A 14,287-nucleotide genomic window follows, 5' to 3' on the forward strand; every position below is an offset into this window, starting at 1 on the left:
GGCCCTAGTGGTGCTTGGCGAAGGTGACGAAGGAGCGCCAAGCGCTGGGGTCGAACTGGAGGGTGCCGCCGTCGCGGTCCTTGGTGTCGCGCACCAGCACGACATCGGCCAGGTTGTCGGCGACCTCGACGCACGAGCCGCCGTTGCCGCCGGACCGCGTTGCTTTGCGCCAGGCGGGGGCCATTACGTCCATGACTTGGCAACTTCCTTGATCAGGTCAATCGACTGGCGACGAGGAAGGGTTTCATTGCGAACGATCTCCCACGTCTTCGCCAGCCTAGCAATGTCCGCTGGGGTATCGACGATCTGCGCGCTGAGCTGGTTGTCAGCATGTGCGACGCGTGTGCCGTCGGGCAGCTCCGCGATGATGAACTGCCCGGCAAGGCCGAGGTACATGCCGGCGTCGTCTGGCACGACGTGAAGTTGGACATGCTCGTCGGCAGCATTGGCGACAAGGTGTTCAAGCTGTTCAGCCATGAGCCCAGGCTCGTCGAGGACGGGTCGGCGTAGGACGGCCTCCTGCATCACGGCAATCAGCAGCGGTGGTTTGTCCCGCACGAGGATGCTCTGGCGATCGAGCCGCGACGCGACGATCCTGTCGACGTCTTCCGTTGTAAATCGACCGCCCGCTAGCGTTGCGCGGGCGTAACGCTCGGTCTGGAGCAGCCCAGGCACGTACGAGAGTTCGAACCACCGTAGTGTGGTCGCTTCGCGTTCGAATTCGATCCATTCGCGCAGCCAGGCGGGCGTCTGGTCGAGCTTGGACAGCTCGCGGAGCATTCTCGTGAAGCGGTCGCCGGTCTGGTGGGTGCCGTCGACCGCCCGCATGTATTCCTTCGTGGGCGCACGGCCACCGGTCTCCACGGAGCTGACGTGCGAGCCGGAGTAGCCGATGGTCCGGCCGAAGTCGTCCTGGCTCAGCCCGAGCGAGCCCCGGAACAGGCGTAGCTCCTCGATGACGTAGCCGGTGGCGGATCCCATGGCGTCCCCAACATCTGCTCGATCCCGACGGTGGGCCTCCCATGCCTGCTCGGACGGGGCCGTGAGCTGCACACCTGGCATGAGCGCGTATCGACCCTAGTCCGACCCGACCCAGACTGTCACGCAGCGAATCCGCTCCGATTCGGAGCGGAGTGAAAGAGGTTCGTTCAGTCCGACTGGGAGGTCGACGTGACAGTGCCGTACTTCTCGTGCCGACAGCCGGCCCCGCGCCGGCCGCAACCGACAGTCCCCAGCGGGCAGGGGTGGACCCAAGCGCGGACGAGCATCGTCGACCCCGTACTCGTGGATATGGCACGTGGCCACCTCGGACGCCGGCCGGACTGGCGGTGCGCCCGCTGCGCGGACCCCTGGCCGTGCCCGACGTTCCGTGCGCTGACGCCGGCACCGGGAGCGGGTGCGGGCCGGTTGTTGCCCAGCCTGGTCCTGGTGCTGCGGCAGGCCATCCCCGACCTGCGGGGCCGGCCCGAGGGTCCTCGGCCGCCGGAGATCGTCCAGCGCTTCCTGTGGTTGCTGAACCTGAACGCTGAGGAGGCGCGCGCCACGGCCCTGAGGCTGCGTCGATGATCGCCCGGCCGAGCCGCCCGCACACCCCGATGCGCCCACTCTGGCGGTGCCGCAACTGCGGGGCCGAGTGGCCGTGCCAGCCGGCCCGGCTGTCCCTGCTGAGCGAGTACCGGCACGACCGGACGGGGCTGCTGATCTATCTCGGCACGCTAATGGTGGAGGCGGGTCAGCAGCTTGCCCAGCTCAACGAGCACCAGGTCCCGGACCTGAGCGACCGGTTCGTCGCCTGGGCCCGGGCCCGGGGCTGACCACAAAATCGACAAGATCGGGGTACGGAGTCACCAATCCGTCACGCCGCAACTACGCCGGGTGTCCGACATTTACGCTCTGGGCGTGTCCGGACCTGTCGACGGAGCAACCGAAGAGGACCGGCGCGACCTGATCGTGATGGTCGCCCGGGAGTTGGCCGAAGCCGAGGGTTGGACGGGGGTGAGCACCCGGCGGCTTGCCGAGTTGACCGAGGTCGACATGGGCGACCTGTACCGGCACTTCGCGGACCAGGAGGCGCTGCTCGCCGCCGTCGCGGTGTGCGCGTTCGCCGACCTGGCCGCCGACCTGGCCGAGGCGCACGCGGAGGCGGCCGGCGACGCCGAGTTGGCCTGGCCGGCGGTGGCCAGCGCGTACCTCGACTTCGCGTACGCGAATCCGGAGGTCTATGACGCGATGCTCACGCTGACCCCCGACCTGGCCCTCGGCGAAGACGGCGTGCCGGCCGCGCCCCGGGCCGTCCTCGGGGAGTTGCGGGCGGCCCTGGCCCCGGTAGCCGAGGGGCGTGACCCGGACACGCTGGCCGAGCTGGGCTGGAGTCTGCTGCACGGCGTCGTGATGCTCACCCGCGGCGGCCGGCTGCGCCCCGAGGCGCAGGAGCGGCGGGAGGCGATGGTGGCGTCGGAGCTGCTGCGTTGGCCCTGGCCGACGGCCGACGTGTGCGGAAAAGTCGGTGGGTGCGCCGTGCCCGATGCCCTAGAGTCTCGGACCGTTCAGGGCGATGGGCAGCAGGAGGGTACGGCGTGACGGTCAACGGGATGGCGCGACGGCAGGCGCAGGTGCTGATCTTCGATGCGGACGACACTCTCTGGGAGAACAACGTCGTCTTCGAGCGGGTGATCGACGACTTCCTTGCCTGGCTCGACCATCCGACCCTGGACCGGACGGAGACCCGGGCGATCCTGGACGACATCGAGCGGGCTAATGCGATGGCGCACGGCTACGGCAGCAAGGTCTTCCTGCGCAGCCTGGCGGAGTGCCTGGAGCGGCTGCGCGAGCGGCCGGCCACCGATGCCGAGCGCGTCGAGATCGACCGGCTGGCCGTGGCGCTGGTGGAGCACCGGGTGGAGCTGATGCCGGGCGTGGCCGAGGCGCTCGACGAGCTGGCCGGGCGGTACAAGCTGCTGCTGCTGACCAAGGGCGATCAGGTGGAGCAGCAACGCAAGCTGGACGCCTGCGGGTTGCTGCACCACTTCAAGGCCGCGCACATCGTCGCCGAGAAGAACGTGGACACCTACCGGTGGCTCGCCGCCGAGCACGGCTTCGACCCGGCCGGCGCGTGGATGATCGGGAACTCGCCCAAGTCCGACATTTTGCCGGCGCGGGCGGCCGGCCTGAACGCCGTGTTCATCCCGAACGAGAACACCTGGGTGCTGGAGCAGGACGAGTTGGACCCGACCGACACCGGAGTGCTGCGACTGGCCGCGTTCCGAGACCTGCTCGACCACTTCTGACCGGGCTGCCTGCCCTCTGCGCCGTAGTGGCTCGATCGCGGCGTGATCGCGCTCCGATCGCGCTCCGATCCTGGCTCGTGACACGGCACTGGCTCGCGACACGACTTCGCTCGTTCCTCTGGGCGGCCGGGCAGCATGGTGAGCGATATACCTCAGCGGTATAAATATGACTCTGAGGTATATCGCTCACCACGGTGGTGCCCACTCAGACGGAGAGCGGCACGCCGCCGGCACCCCTCCAGGACCGAGGCGAGGCAGCGAGAAGACAGCGCGCTCCGATCGCGGCATGATCGCGCTCGATCGCGCTCCGATCGCGGCATGATCGCGCTCGATCCTTGTTGTAGTGGTGTCCTCGGCGTGGGAGGGGACTCGATCCTGGATCGAGCACGATCTTGCGGACAGCGGACAGCGGACAGCGGACAGCGGACAGCGGACAGCGGACAGCGGACAGCGGACAGCGGACAGCGGACAGCGGACGGCGGGCGGCGGGCGGCGGCCCGGACGACGCGTCGTGATCTCGGTGCGGTCTAGATCGGGCCACGGATCGAGCGGACTCGTTGACTGGTGAGGTGTCCTCGGCTTCGCTCTGCCTGGGCGGCAACGCGCCCGGAAACGGGGGCACGGGCAATGGATTCTCCTGCGGCACCAACAGAAGAGGTTCCGCCGCCGGCGGCGCGGCGGTCGCGAACGGTCCTGGCGATGGGAACGGCGGTCGTCGTGTTGGTGGCGGCGGGCGTGGTTGCCTGGCGGGTCACGGGCGCGGAGCGGGAGGAACCGCTGCGATCGGTGGCGGCCGGGGTCGGGGCGGTGTTCACCGATCTGCCGGCTGAGCTGCGGCCGCCGGCCGAGGTGACGGACCTGCCGACCGACCGTGCGGCGGGTCAGGGTGTGCTGATCTACCACCGGTACATCGACGTCACGAGCTACGACCCCGACAGCCGTTCGTTCGACCAGAACGATATCTACCTGGTGACGCGGACGGGTGCGCAGTTCCGCATCGGGCGTACCCCCAAGGACCCCGGGCCACTGAATCTGTCACTGTCGCCCGATGGGCGCTGGCTGGGCGCCAGGCGCGACGGTCGGTGGCGGGTGCGGGACCTGTCGGGCACGGCGGAATACGAGGTCACGGTCGGGTACGAGCTGTCGCACTGGTCCACCGACGCCCGGTCCGTGCTGCTCGTCGGGCCGAGCGCCGACGGCCGGGCGTTCGCGACCATGGCGCTACCCGGTGGCGACGTACGCCCGCTGGACCTGCGCCTGGCCAACCTCAGCACGGAGGTGGCGTTCGTCGTCGGCCGGGAGTTGGCGGTGTTCGACGGGTATCCATGGGCGGACCAGTCCGGGACGCAGGAACTGACGGTCACCCTGAAGGACGTGCACAGGAGCGTGAACCGGAGGCTGACGGTGATCGGGCCCGGTCAGCTGAGGCCGGGTGAGGCGCTGGGCCCGCTCATCGCGTTGTGGCGCGCGGGCGGGAACCCGCCGAGCATCTGGATGGAGGTCGGCCAAACCGACCTGGTCCCCACCGACAGCCCGGAGGGATCGCTGGTGCTGCCCTCGGTGGCGCTGCTCGGCGTGGACGTGACATCGGGTGCCCCGCTGGGCAGGATCGAGCTGACCTCCACCAATGTCGACGGGCGGCAGCTGTGTGTCGGTGTGGTGGCCGAGGGCGTCGTCCTGCAGCGCTGGACCGCGAGCGCGACCGAGCTGATCGTCGTCGACCCGCGTCGCGGCACCCGCCGCGTCGTGACGAGGTTCCCCGAGAACGTGAACGTCCTCGTCCCCGGTGCCAGGCTCTGAAACCGCAGGCAGGGCGTAGGGCCAGGAACGGAGGTCCCTGGCCCTACGCTTCGCCGAGCGGTGCTCAGTTGACGGGCTCGCGGTTCGCCGGGCCCTTGTCGACGAATCGGAACGTGCTGCGCAGCGGGGCGTTGCCCAACTCCTTGAGGATCAGGCCGTTGCCGTCGGCGTGCTGCAGGTGCCGGGTTTCACTGCCGATCGCGTACGTGCCGTCGCCCTTGGCGATGATCGTGAACCGCTGGATCGGGTTGTCCTCGTCGCAGACGGCGGCCTCGATGGTCAGCTCAGGTTCGATGTCCAGGCCGTTCACCTGCCAGCAGGACGCGTCGTCGTTGGCGGGGTGACCGTCCTTCGCGCCGTACGCCTTGATCACGTACCGATCCGCGCCGATCGGGGTCGGAACGAACAGGACCCGACCGCCGGTGTTGCCGCCCTCCTCAAGCCGGCCGCTGAGTTCCAGCTCGCTCCCGGATCCCTGCACCCGCGTGATCGTGACCTCACGCTTGCCGGACAGCAGCGGGTCGGCCGCGACTACCGGCGTCGACGGTGGCGTGGCCGTCGGGGCCGCCGTACCCGCCACGGTGCCCGACGGCGTCGGCGTGCCCGCAGTGGCACTCGGCGCCTTGTCGGCGGCGCTTCCGCAGGCCACCAGCGCGCCGGTGCAGGCCAGGATCGCCGCGCCGGCAATCCCCTTCATCGTGAACATGCCGTACTCCTCGTGAACTGGTCCGGGGCCGGGAATCATCATGGATGCCGTTCCCGCGAAGATCGCATCCACGTAGGTGGAGACGACCGCCACGGCGAGATGGTCCTCGACTGAGGAAAAGTAGCGCGCCGGGGCCACTCGATCCTGGATCGAGCACGAGGAGCCGACCGCAAGAAGAGACGAGCACGAAAGGGCCGACCGCGCCGCGCGGCGCGGTCGGCCCCGTGTGCCTAGGACGCCTCGCCGCCGCGGACGATCGCCACCGCCACCCGGCAGAACTCGTCCATGTCCGGGTTGAAGCCGGCCGCGATGTCGGGATGCAGCCCCGAGCGGGTCTCGTCCAACAACCGCTGGCAGACCTGCTCGATCGGCTCGCCGGCGTAGCCGGCGCGGACCCGGTCGGTCGCCGCCTGGAGTGCCGAGGTCAGCTGCTCCTCCAGCGGGCCGCGCAGCTTCTGCTGCACGGGATCGAGCCCGCGCGGGTCGAGCGTGACATGTGGCTCCGACATCGGTGCTCCCTTCGTCGGCGTCCGCGGTACCCCACCGCGGCCGTCGGTCAAACCACGGCCGGTACGGCGGCGACCCGCACCTGGTACGAGAATTCCTCGGCCGGCTCCTCGGCGTACGACAGCCGGCGGATCTGCCGGTCGTCGTCGAAGAGGGCGACGTCCACCAGGACGCCGAGGTGAGCCAGGCCGATGGTGGACACCCGCTTCTTGTTCTGCAGCACCGCACAGACGCCGCCGAGCAGGGTGCTGGCGTCGGACGTGCGGTGCCCGGGCGGGCAGCGCAGCACCAGATCGACTTCGATCGGCCCGGGCAACGGCGTCCAGCCGGTGCGCTGGGCTGCCTCGCAGGCGGCCTGGAGCAGAGTTCGGACCCTCGTCGCCTGCCGATGCCCGGCGGCGAAGATGGACAACGCTTCGGTCTTGACCGGTGGCAGGCCGCTCACCTCGAATGTCAGGGCGAGAGCGCGGGTGTCCTGCACGACGGCACCTCCTCGTTGGGACGATCCTGCCGAACCGGGGGAGCGGCGGTGGGACGTTCCCGCGATTACCAACCGATCGGGCAGGCTGGAGTCGGCCGGAGGCGTGTCGACGGCGACGGCGAACGCGCTGGCTGCGGAGCTAGGGAAACGCTAGTCGATGGCGTCCGCGCTGGGTAGTCGTTCGCTCACCCGATCGGACGTGGCGCGAAGGCGCAGAACTCGTTGCCCTCCGGGTCGGCCAGCACCCACCAACGGATCTCGCCGGCCGGTTCGCGGACCAGTCGTGCGCCGGCCGCGAGCAGCGCCGCCGGCTCCGCGCCGGCCAACCGCAGATCCAGGTGTACGCGGGTCTTGCCGGTACGCGGCTCGGGCACCCGGTTCACCCAGATCGACTCGGTGCCCGAGCCGGTGGAACGCGGGTCGATCCGGGTGTCGCCGTCGCCGAGGTCGACCACCTCGGCGTCGAGCATCCGGGCCCAGAAGGCACCCAGGGCGTGTGGGTCGGCGGCGTCCAGACAGAGGTCCTTGAATCGGGCGAGCACGGAGTGATCGTCCAGGTTTCGTGCAGGTTTCGCGACTTCCCAGCTCGGGCAGTGTGACAGCCACGAAACGTACGGGGTTGCCGCGCCGTTGGCCCAGCGCCCCGACCGTCTCGCCGTGCGCCGGGGCACGGTGCCTCCCCCGGCTGCTGGCCGACAAGAGGGGAAGGGTGATGAACGACCCTGACGAGACCCGACGTCGACGGCGACCATCGGTGCGCGCGGTGGCGGCGCCCGCCGCGCTGACGCTGGTGGCGCCCATGGCCGCCTGCGGTTCCGGTGACGATGGTGGCCCGCCGACGATCAACCTGTACTACCCGCCCGAGCAGAACCTGCAGAAGGTGGTCGACGACTGCAACGCGCAGGCCCAGGGGCGGTACGAGATCGCCTACCAGGTGCTGCCCCGACAGGCTGACGACCAGCGGGTGCAGATGGTGCGCCGGCTGGCCGCCGAGGACAGCGGGATGGACGTGCTCGGTCTGGACGTCACCTGGACCCAGGAGTTCGCCAGCGCCGACTGGATCCGTGAGTGGACCGGCCAGGACAAGGCCGAGGTCGAGCAGGGCACCCTCGCCGGCCCGCTCGACACCGCCCGCTACCAGGACAAGCTGTACGCGGCGCCGAAGAACACCAACGTCCAACTGCTCTGGTACCGCAAGGACCTGGTGCCGCAGCCGCCGAAGACCTGGGACCAGATGATCTCGGCGGCCCAGCAGCTCCGGGACCAGGGCAAGCCGTACCAGGTGCTCACCATGGGCGCCCAGTACGAGGGGCTGGTCGTCCTCTACAACACCCTGGCCGAGAGCGCCGGTGGAAAGATCCTCAACGACGACGGCACGCAGTCCGTGATGGATGCCGGTACGGTCCGGGCGCTGGAGCAGTTGCAGCGTTTCGCCACGTCGGGCGTTACCTCGCCGTCGTTCACCAACGCCACCGAGGACCCGGTCCGGTTGGAGTTCCAGTCCGGCGCGGGCGCGTTCCAGGTGAACTGGCCGTTCGTCTATCCGGCCCTGCAGGAGGCGAACCCGGAGCTGGCCAAGCAGGTCGGCTGGGCGCGGATCCCGGGCGTCGACGAGAACACCCCCAGCAAGGTCACCATCGGCGGGGTGAACATGGCGGTCAGCGCGTACTCCAAGCACCCGGACCTGGCGTTCGAGGTTGCCCGGTGCATCCGCGACGCCGAGCACCAGAAGTTCTCCGCGATCAACGACGGCGTCCCGCCCACCATCGAGCAGGTCTACGACGACCCGGAGATGGTCGAGGCGTACCCGATGAAGGACACCATCCTCGAGGAGCTGAAGGATCCGGCGACCCGCCCGTTGACCCCGGCCTACCAGAGCATCTCCACCGTGATGTCGGCGATCCTGTCGCCACCGTCGGCGATCCGTCCGCAGCAGACCGCGGACGAGTTGCGTAAGGCCATCGCCGACGCACTCCAGTCGAAGGGGGTCCTGCCGTGACCCGGCCCGCCGCCACCGCGAGCGTCGAAGAGACCGGCGGCCGGCAGGCCACCGTGCCCGCCCAGCGCGTCGGTCGTCGTAAGCCGCCACGCAGCCAGAACAAGCAGGCGGAGATGATTTTCGGGTGGCTGCTCTGCGCACCCGCCGCGCTGGTCATGGTCGTGGTGACCGCGTATCCGATCATCTACTCGGTCTGGCTGTCGCTACAACGCTTTGACCTGCGCTTTCCCGACCAGCGCGAGTTCGTCGGGCTGGAGAACTACGTCACCGTGTTGACCAACGAGTTCTGGTGGACCGCGTTCGGGGTGACCATGCTGATCACGGTGGTCACCGTGGCCGTCGAACTGGTGCTCGGCATGGGACTGGCGTTGATCATGCATCGCACGCTGGTCGGGCGGGGCCTCGTGCGGACCTCGGCGCTGATCCCGTACGGGATCGTCACCGTGGTCGCCGCGTTCTCCTGGCGGTACGCCTGGACGCCGGGCACCGGCTACCTGGCCAACCTGTTCAGTGACGGAGCGCCGCTCACCGAGCGGGCCAGCTCGCTGGCGATCATCATGCTCGCGGAGATTTGGAAGACCACCCCGTTCATGGCGTTGCTGCTGATGGCTGGCCTGGCCCTGGTGCCGGAGGACCTGCTCAAGGCCGCCTCGACCGACGGGGCCACCGCCTGGCAGCGGTTCACCAAGGTGATGCTGCCGGTGATGAAGCCGGCGATCCTGGTCGCCCTGCTGTTCCGCACCCTGGACGCGTTCCGGGTCTTCGACAACATCTTCGTGTTGACCTCGGGCGGCAACGAGACCTCGTCGGTGTCGATGCTCGCCTACAACAACCTGATCCGGGGCCTGAACCTCGGCATCGGCTCGACGATGTCGGTGCTGATCTTCATCACCGTGGCGATCATCGCCTTCGTCTTCGTGAAGCTGTTCGGCACCGCTGCCCCGGGCAGTGACGATTCCGAGAGGCGTTGAGATGGCTGCCGGTACCGAAACCACCACCCGAGCCCGGCTGCGCTGGGGCCTGCTGGACGTCCTCGTGGTCGTCTTCGCGCTGGTCCCGGTCCTGTGGATCGTGTCGCTGTCGTTCAAGACGCCGGCCACGCTCACCGACGGGAACTTCATCCCCCGCGAGTGGACACTGGACAACTACCGGACGATCTTCGACACCGACCAGTTCGTCCGGGCGCTGGTCAACTCCATCGGCATCGCGTTGATCGCCACGCTGGTCGCGGTGGTGCTCGGCGCGATGGCGGCGTACGCGATCAGCCGGCTGGACTTCCCCGGCAAGGGTGTGCTCGTCGGCGTCTCCCTGCTGATCGCGATGTTCCCGCAGGTGTCGCTGGTGTCACCGTTGTTCGAGATCGAGCGCAAGCTCGCCATCTTCGACACCTGGCTCGGGCTGATCCTGCCGTACATCACCTTCGCGCTGCCGCTGGCGATCTACACGTTGTCGGCGTTCTTCAAGCAGATCCCGTGGGACCTGGAGAAGGCCGCGAAGATGGACGGCGCCACCCAGGCCCAGGCGTTCCGCCGGGTGATCGCCCCACTGGCCGCGCCCGGGCTGTTCACCACGGCGATCCTGGTCTTCATCTTCTGCTGGAACGACTTCCTGTTCGCCATCTCGCTGACCTCCACCGAGCGGTCCCGCACGGTGCCGGCCGCGTTGTCGTTCTTCACCGGCGCGTCGCAGTTCGAGGACCCCACCGGGGCGATCTGCGCCGCCGCCGTCGTGATCACCGTTCCGATCATCCTGTTCGTCCTCTTCTTCCAGCGCCGCATCGTGTCCGGCCTGACCTCCGGCGCAGTCAAGGGATAGGTGAGTAGTCGTGGCTGACATCGTGCTCGACAAGGTGAGCAAGAGCTTCCCGGACGGGACCGTCGCGGTGCAGGACGTCGACCTGGAGATCGCCGATGGCGAGTTCGTCATCCTGGTCGGGCCGTCCGGATGCGGGAAGTCCACCACCCTCAACATGATCGCGGGTCTGGAGGACATCAGCTCCGGCGAACTGCGCATCGCCGGGCAGCGGGTCAACGACAAGGCCCCGCGGGACCGGGACATCGCCATGGTGTTCCAGTCGTACGCCCTCTATCCGAACATGAGCGTGCGGGAGAACATGGCGTTCCCGCTGCGGCTGGCGAAGCTGGACAAGGAGACCATCAACCAGAAGGTCGACGAGGCGGCCAAGGTGCTGGAGCTGACGCCGCTGCTGGACCGTAAGCCCGCCAACCTCTCCGGCGGCCAGCGCCAGCGGGTGGCGATGGGGCGGGCGATCGTCCGCCAGCCGAAGGCGTTCCTCATGGACGAGCCGCTGTCCAACCTCGACGCCAAGCTGCGGGTCCAGATGCGCACCGTGGTGTCCCGGTTGCAGAAGAAGCTCGGCACCACCACCGTCTACGTCACCCACGACCAGACCGAGGCGATGACCCTCGGCGACCGGGTGGTGATCATGCGCGGCGGTGCGGTGCAGCAGGTCGGCCCGCCGCAGGAGCTCTACGACCACCCTCGCAACCTCTTCGTGGCCGGCTTCATCGGCTCGCCGTCGATGAACTTCCTGCACGCAGCCGTGCAGGACGGCGGTCTGCGGACCGCGCTGGGCGAGGTGCCGCTCGGCGACCGGATCCGCCGTGAGCTGGAGGCGGCCGACGCGCCCCGCGAGCTGATCCTCGGCGTCCGACCCGAGCACTTCGAGGACGCCGAACTGATCGACGACGACACCCGCCGTCGGGGCCTGGAGTTCGAGGCGCCCGTGGAGATCGTCGAGTCGATGGGTTCGGACAAGTACGTCTACCTCACCGTGGAGGGGGAGCGGGCCAGCGCCGCCGAGCTGGAGGAGTTGGCGGCCGACGCCGGATCGGCCGACTTCGCGGGTGCCGGCGACAACCTGGTCACCCGGCTGTCGGCCGAGTCCCCGGCGGTCGAGGGGCAGTCCCGCCGCGTGTGGTTCAACCTGGAGAAGATTCACCTGTTCGACCCGGGGAACGGCCGCAACCTCACCCTGCACGAGGGTCGGGCGGCCGGCGCGCTCGCGGACTGACGGCGTCCACCATCCGGGGCCGGCGGGGTGACCCGCCGGCCCCGCCGTCTCCCCGCTCGACGATCTTCAGTCCGGCCATTCGACGCGGAGCGGCAGCCCGAGGAAGTCGGCGTACCGCGCCAGCGCCTGCTCCACCCTTGCCCGCTCGGTGCCGGTCAGTGGCGCGAGCGGCTGGATCGTCACGGTGACCGCCGTCTTGCCGAGACGGCGTCTCCACACGCCGACCACCCGACCGGCGCGCACCACGGTGGCCTGGAAGATGCCGTTGTTCCCAGGGACCACGGCCTGTTGGTGTGCGGCGTCGAGCATCAGCGTGCGATTGCGGTAGCCGAGCAGGTACTCGTCGAAGCCGGGCAGCGTCAGCACGTCGTCGACCGGTGCCGGTGGCGTGTCGGCCAGCGTCGCGTCGACGTACATCGGCTCGCCCTCGACCCGTACGACGCGCAACGCGTCACCGGCGGCGGCCAGCCCGCGACGCGCGTCGGTCAGGGTGAGACCGGTCCAGCCGGCGAACTCGCGGTCGGTGACCGGCCCGTGCCCGCGGACGTAGCGGTGCGCGAGCAGGGCCAACGACTCCTCGCGGTCCAGCCGGTTCGCCGCGGGTGCCCACTCGTCGAGCAGCGCGAAGGTCTGCTCGGTGCCGACGTTCGGCGCCAGGCAGGTCACCCCGCGCACACTCGCGTACCAGAGCAGGTGGTAGCCGCGCTGGTCGTCGGTGTCCAGGTCGGCCGCACGCAGCGTGGCCAGACATTGCGCCCGGGTGAGCCGGCCGCCGCCGGTCAGCGCGGTGCCGAGCACGTCCAGCGCCCGGTCCGCGTCGGCGTCGGTGAGCCCGAGCTGCGCCCGGCGGGTCGCCGCGCCGGCCAGCGAGCGTACGCCGGTCAGCTCCAGCATCCAGCGTGCGTCGGCGGGCGGGACGAGGTGCACGGTGCCGCGCATCGGCCAGGTACGCAGAGCCTCCCGCCGTTCCAGCGCCGCCTGCACGTCGACCAGGGTCCGCCCGGGCAGCCGCGCGCCCAGCGACCACAACCCGCTGGCCAGGTCCTGCGCCTGCATCGCGCCGAACCACTCGACCACTTCGGCGACGCTGTCGGGTCGGACGGTCGGGTGCGGGCGCAGCAACAGACTGGTCATCCGCAGCGCCAGCGCCTCGGTCGAGGTGATGTCCCCGGTCATCGGGTGCCTTCCTCCGTCAGTGTGTTGCGCCAGGGTAGGGCAGTGCACCGACGATCGACGGCCGGCAACGCGCCGCCCCCACGGCGAGACGTAGATGTGGCACGATCTCCGCTGTCGCCAACTGGTGCCGCGGTGGCGCCGCCGTCTCGATCCACGCGCAGTCGTGGTGACTGAGGGCCCTGAGGTGACTTGTAACGGGGTGAACGATCAGTGCGAATTACCTCTTGGAAAGCGGCTGTCGTCAGTGGCGCGGCGGTTCTACTCGCCAGCACGACGGCAGTGGTGATCGGTCAGCTTCCTTCGTCGGCGGAGGACGCACCACCCTCCATCGAGGAGGACTACTCCTACCCGGGCGCCGCGCAGGTGCTGGCCCAGAAGGGCATCAAGCTGATCAAGGGTGATGGGCACATCACCCTGGTCGACTGTGGGTCAAATCCCAACCGCCCGCCGGACGATCTGATCCTGGTGCAGAGCAACGACCTCACGTTGCCGGGTGGCATCAACTTCTGTTTCCGGGCCAAGGGCAGCTCAGGGCTGCTCACCATGGAAATTCCCAAGGTCTACTTCGTTCGCAGTGACGACACCCGCACGATCGCGGCGAAGGTCGAGGTCGCGGACGACCCGGCCGTGGTCGAGGTCGAGGAAGTGAAGCCGAAGGAGTGGCAGCCGGTCGGCGTCGGGCAGGAGCGCGGCGATGCCACTCTGCTCGAGCTGCGGTACCCCTTCACCTCCTGACCTTCTGACTTCCGGACAAGGATCAGGGCGGTGCACCCGGTGCACCGCCCTGACTCCTGTGCCGGTCGGACCGGCATAACTGCCCGCGCAGTGGGAAGGCGGCCACCCGGACGGACGCGCGCCGCGCGTACGGAAGGGAGTGTCATGACTGCCGCAAGCGAACCAGCCCGGGCTCCCGCCGGGTCCCGGAGTCACCGGTCCGCCACCGGTGCCAAGACCAGTGCTGCCGCCACCTTCGCCCTGGTCTTCGGGGTGGCCGGACTGCTCTGCGTGTTGACCGCCATCCTCGCCTGGGCCGGGCTGGTGCTCGGCATCATCGGCATCATCCTCGGCATCTTCGGGCTCAAGATGGCCAGCCGACCAGGGGTGACCGGCCGGGGTGTGGCGATCGGCGGCCTGGTGCTGAGCATCCTGGCGGTGCTGCTCGGCCTGGGCCTCGCCGCGGGCATCACCACCTTCATCAACAACGACGGCGCGGTGGACCGCCTCCAGCAGCAGGTGGACGACCTGCGCGACAAGCTCGACTGACATCTCGGCGAGCGCCGCCGGACGTCACAGTAGG

At 69.3% G+C, this 14,287-nt stretch carries 18 protein-coding genes; 11 read left to right on the forward strand and 7 right to left on the reverse strand.

Going from position 1 to position 14,287, the window contains the following annotated elements:
- Nucleotides 1-4 precede the first annotated feature (4 nt).
- On the reverse strand, nucleotides 5-184 hold the full coding sequence (locus ACFQGL_RS05400) for a DUF397 domain-containing protein (RefSeq protein WP_377507147.1): 180 nt from the start codon (nucleotides 182-184) through the stop codon (nucleotides 5-7).
- Nucleotides 184-981: a helix-turn-helix domain-containing protein gene (locus tag ACFQGL_RS05405; protein ID WP_377506272.1), complete on the reverse strand. Its 798-nt coding sequence runs from the start codon at nucleotides 979-981 to the stop codon at nucleotides 184-186. Before ACFQGL_RS05405 ends, ACFQGL_RS05400 begins: the two co-directional genes overlap by 1 nt.
- A 429-nt stretch (nucleotides 982-1,410) precedes the next feature.
- Between ACFQGL_RS05405 and ACFQGL_RS05410 the strand changes: the two genes are divergently transcribed.
- The 5 genes from ACFQGL_RS05410 (at nucleotide 1,411) to ACFQGL_RS05430 (ending at nucleotide 5,087) form a co-directional block, all read left to right on the forward strand.
- Entirely contained in the window at nucleotides 1,411-1,566 is a 156-nt protein-coding gene (locus ACFQGL_RS05410; protein ID WP_377506275.1) for a hypothetical protein, read from the forward strand.
- Nucleotides 1,563-1,814, forward strand: a complete 252-nt coding sequence (locus ACFQGL_RS05415) for a flavin reductase (RefSeq protein ID WP_377506278.1) — start codon at nucleotides 1,563-1,565, stop codon at nucleotides 1,812-1,814. The genes ACFQGL_RS05410 and ACFQGL_RS05415 overlap by 4 nt, the downstream gene beginning before the upstream one ends.
- Before the next feature lie 85 nt (nucleotides 1,815-1,899).
- Nucleotides 1,900-2,580, forward strand: a complete 681-nt coding sequence (locus ACFQGL_RS05420; protein WP_377506281.1) for a TetR/AcrR family transcriptional regulator — start codon at nucleotides 1,900-1,902, stop codon at nucleotides 2,578-2,580.
- A gap of 11 nt (nucleotides 2,581-2,591) precedes the next feature.
- Nucleotides 2,592-3,287, forward strand: a complete 696-nt coding sequence (locus ACFQGL_RS05425) for an HAD family hydrolase (RefSeq protein ID WP_377507150.1) — start codon at nucleotides 2,592-2,594, stop codon at nucleotides 3,285-3,287.
- A 699-nt stretch (nucleotides 3,288-3,986) separates the two neighbouring features.
- Entirely contained in the window at nucleotides 3,987-5,087 is a 1,101-nt protein-coding gene (locus ACFQGL_RS05430; RefSeq protein ID WP_377506284.1) for a TolB-like translocation protein, read from the forward strand.
- A gap of 64 nt (nucleotides 5,088-5,151) precedes the next feature.
- On the opposite strand, the gene ACFQGL_RS05435 is transcribed toward ACFQGL_RS05430, so the two are convergent.
- The 4 genes from ACFQGL_RS05435 to ACFQGL_RS05450 form a co-directional block, all read right to left on the reverse strand.
- Nucleotides 5,152-5,793: a hypothetical protein gene (locus tag ACFQGL_RS05435; protein ID WP_377506287.1), complete on the reverse strand. Its 642-nt coding sequence runs from the start codon at nucleotides 5,791-5,793 to the stop codon at nucleotides 5,152-5,154.
- A 230-nt stretch (nucleotides 5,794-6,023) separates the two neighbouring features.
- Nucleotides 6,024-6,302, reverse strand: a complete 279-nt coding sequence (locus tag ACFQGL_RS05440; protein WP_377506290.1) for a hypothetical protein — start codon at nucleotides 6,300-6,302, stop codon at nucleotides 6,024-6,026.
- A gap of 47 nt (nucleotides 6,303-6,349) precedes the next feature.
- Nucleotides 6,350-6,781 carry a RusA family crossover junction endodeoxyribonuclease gene (locus ACFQGL_RS05445; protein WP_377506293.1) on the reverse strand — a complete coding sequence of 144 codons (432 nt, stop codon included), beginning with the start codon at nucleotides 6,779-6,781 and terminating at the stop codon, nucleotides 6,350-6,352.
- Nucleotides 6,782-6,966: 185 nt separating this feature from the next.
- A complete protein-coding gene (locus tag ACFQGL_RS05450; RefSeq protein WP_377506296.1) occupies nucleotides 6,967-7,323 on the reverse strand; it encodes a VOC family protein in 357 nt (118 codons plus the stop codon).
- 170 nt (nucleotides 7,324-7,493) lie between these two features.
- Between ACFQGL_RS05450 and ACFQGL_RS05455 the strand changes: the two genes are divergently transcribed.
- From ACFQGL_RS05455 to ACFQGL_RS05470, 4 genes are read left to right on the forward strand one after another with little or no spacing between them, the layout of a single operon-like run.
- Nucleotides 7,494-8,780, forward strand: coding sequence for an ABC transporter substrate-binding protein (locus ACFQGL_RS05455; protein ID WP_377506299.1), 1,287 nt, complete (start codon nucleotides 7,494-7,496; stop codon nucleotides 8,778-8,780).
- A complete protein-coding gene (locus ACFQGL_RS05460; RefSeq protein WP_465263517.1) occupies nucleotides 8,777-9,751 on the forward strand; it encodes a carbohydrate ABC transporter permease in 975 nt (324 codons plus the stop codon). Before ACFQGL_RS05455 ends, ACFQGL_RS05460 begins: the two co-directional genes overlap by 4 nt.
- Nucleotide 9,752: 1 nt before the next feature.
- A complete protein-coding gene (locus tag ACFQGL_RS05465) occupies nucleotides 9,753-10,595 on the forward strand; it encodes a carbohydrate ABC transporter permease (RefSeq protein WP_377506302.1) in 843 nt (280 codons plus the stop codon).
- Nucleotides 10,596-10,605: 10 nt separating this feature from the next.
- Nucleotides 10,606-11,814, forward strand: coding sequence for an ABC transporter ATP-binding protein (locus ACFQGL_RS05470; protein ID WP_377506305.1), 1,209 nt, complete (start codon nucleotides 10,606-10,608; stop codon nucleotides 11,812-11,814).
- A 66-nt stretch (nucleotides 11,815-11,880) separates the two neighbouring features.
- On the opposite strand, the gene ACFQGL_RS05475 is transcribed toward ACFQGL_RS05470, so the two are convergent.
- Nucleotides 11,881-12,990, reverse strand: a complete 1,110-nt coding sequence (locus ACFQGL_RS05475; protein ID WP_377506308.1) for a winged helix DNA-binding domain-containing protein — start codon at nucleotides 12,988-12,990, stop codon at nucleotides 11,881-11,883.
- Nucleotides 12,991-13,269: 279 nt separating this feature from the next.
- On the opposite strand from ACFQGL_RS05475, the gene ACFQGL_RS05480 reads away from it, so the two are divergent.
- On the forward strand, nucleotides 13,270-13,725 hold the full coding sequence (locus ACFQGL_RS05480) for a hypothetical protein (protein WP_377506311.1): 456 nt from the start codon (nucleotides 13,270-13,272) through the stop codon (nucleotides 13,723-13,725).
- Between the two features lie 144 nt (nucleotides 13,726-13,869).
- The gene (locus tag ACFQGL_RS05485; RefSeq protein ID WP_377506314.1) at nucleotides 13,870-14,253 is read left to right on the forward strand and encodes a hypothetical protein; all 384 of its coding nucleotides are present in this window, start codon (nucleotides 13,870-13,872) and stop codon (nucleotides 14,251-14,253) included.
- Nucleotides 14,254-14,287: the final 34 nt, after the last annotated feature.

It is taken from the genome of Micromonospora vulcania (assembly GCF_042658605.1).
GTDB lineage: Bacteria > Actinomycetota > Actinomycetes > Mycobacteriales > Micromonosporaceae > Micromonospora > Micromonospora vulcania.

What these genes read in the sequence shown, in the direction of transcription:
- ACFQGL_RS05415 (WP_377506278.1), top strand. Translation starts at nt 1,563, where the DNA reads ATGATCGCCCGGCCGAGCCGCCCGCACACCCCGATGCGCCCACTCTGG.
- ACFQGL_RS05440 (WP_377506290.1), bottom strand. Translation starts at nt 6,302, where the DNA reads ATGTCGGAGCCACATGTCACGCTCGACCCGCGCGGGCTCGATCCCGTG.
- ACFQGL_RS05425 (WP_377507150.1), top strand. Translation starts at nt 2,592, where the DNA reads ATGGCGCGACGGCAGGCGCAGGTGCTGATCTTCGATGCGGACGACACT.
- ACFQGL_RS05465 (WP_377506302.1), top strand. Translation starts at nt 9,753, where the DNA reads ATGGCTGCCGGTACCGAAACCACCACCCGAGCCCGGCTGCGCTGGGGC.
- ACFQGL_RS05435 (WP_377506287.1), bottom strand. Translation starts at nt 5,793, where the DNA reads ATGTTCACGATGAAGGGGATTGCCGGCGCGGCGATCCTGGCCTGCACC.
- ACFQGL_RS05430 (WP_377506284.1), top strand. Translation starts at nt 3,987, where the DNA reads ATGGGAACGGCGGTCGTCGTGTTGGTGGCGGCGGGCGTGGTTGCCTGG.
- ACFQGL_RS05485 (WP_377506314.1), top strand. Translation starts at nt 13,870, where the DNA reads ATGACTGCCGCAAGCGAACCAGCCCGGGCTCCCGCCGGGTCCCGGAGT.
- ACFQGL_RS05405 (WP_377506272.1), bottom strand. Translation starts at nt 981, where the DNA reads ATGGGATCCGCCACCGGCTACGTCATCGAGGAGCTACGCCTGTTCCGG.
- ACFQGL_RS05400 (WP_377507147.1), bottom strand. Translation starts at nt 184, where the DNA reads ATGGCCCCCGCCTGGCGCAAAGCAACGCGGTCCGGCGGCAACGGCGGC.
- ACFQGL_RS05475 (WP_377506308.1), bottom strand. Translation starts at nt 12,990, where the DNA reads ATGACCGGGGACATCACCTCGACCGAGGCGCTGGCGCTGCGGATGACC.
- ACFQGL_RS05455 (WP_377506299.1), top strand. Translation starts at nt 7,494, where the DNA reads ATGAACGACCCTGACGAGACCCGACGTCGACGGCGACCATCGGTGCGC.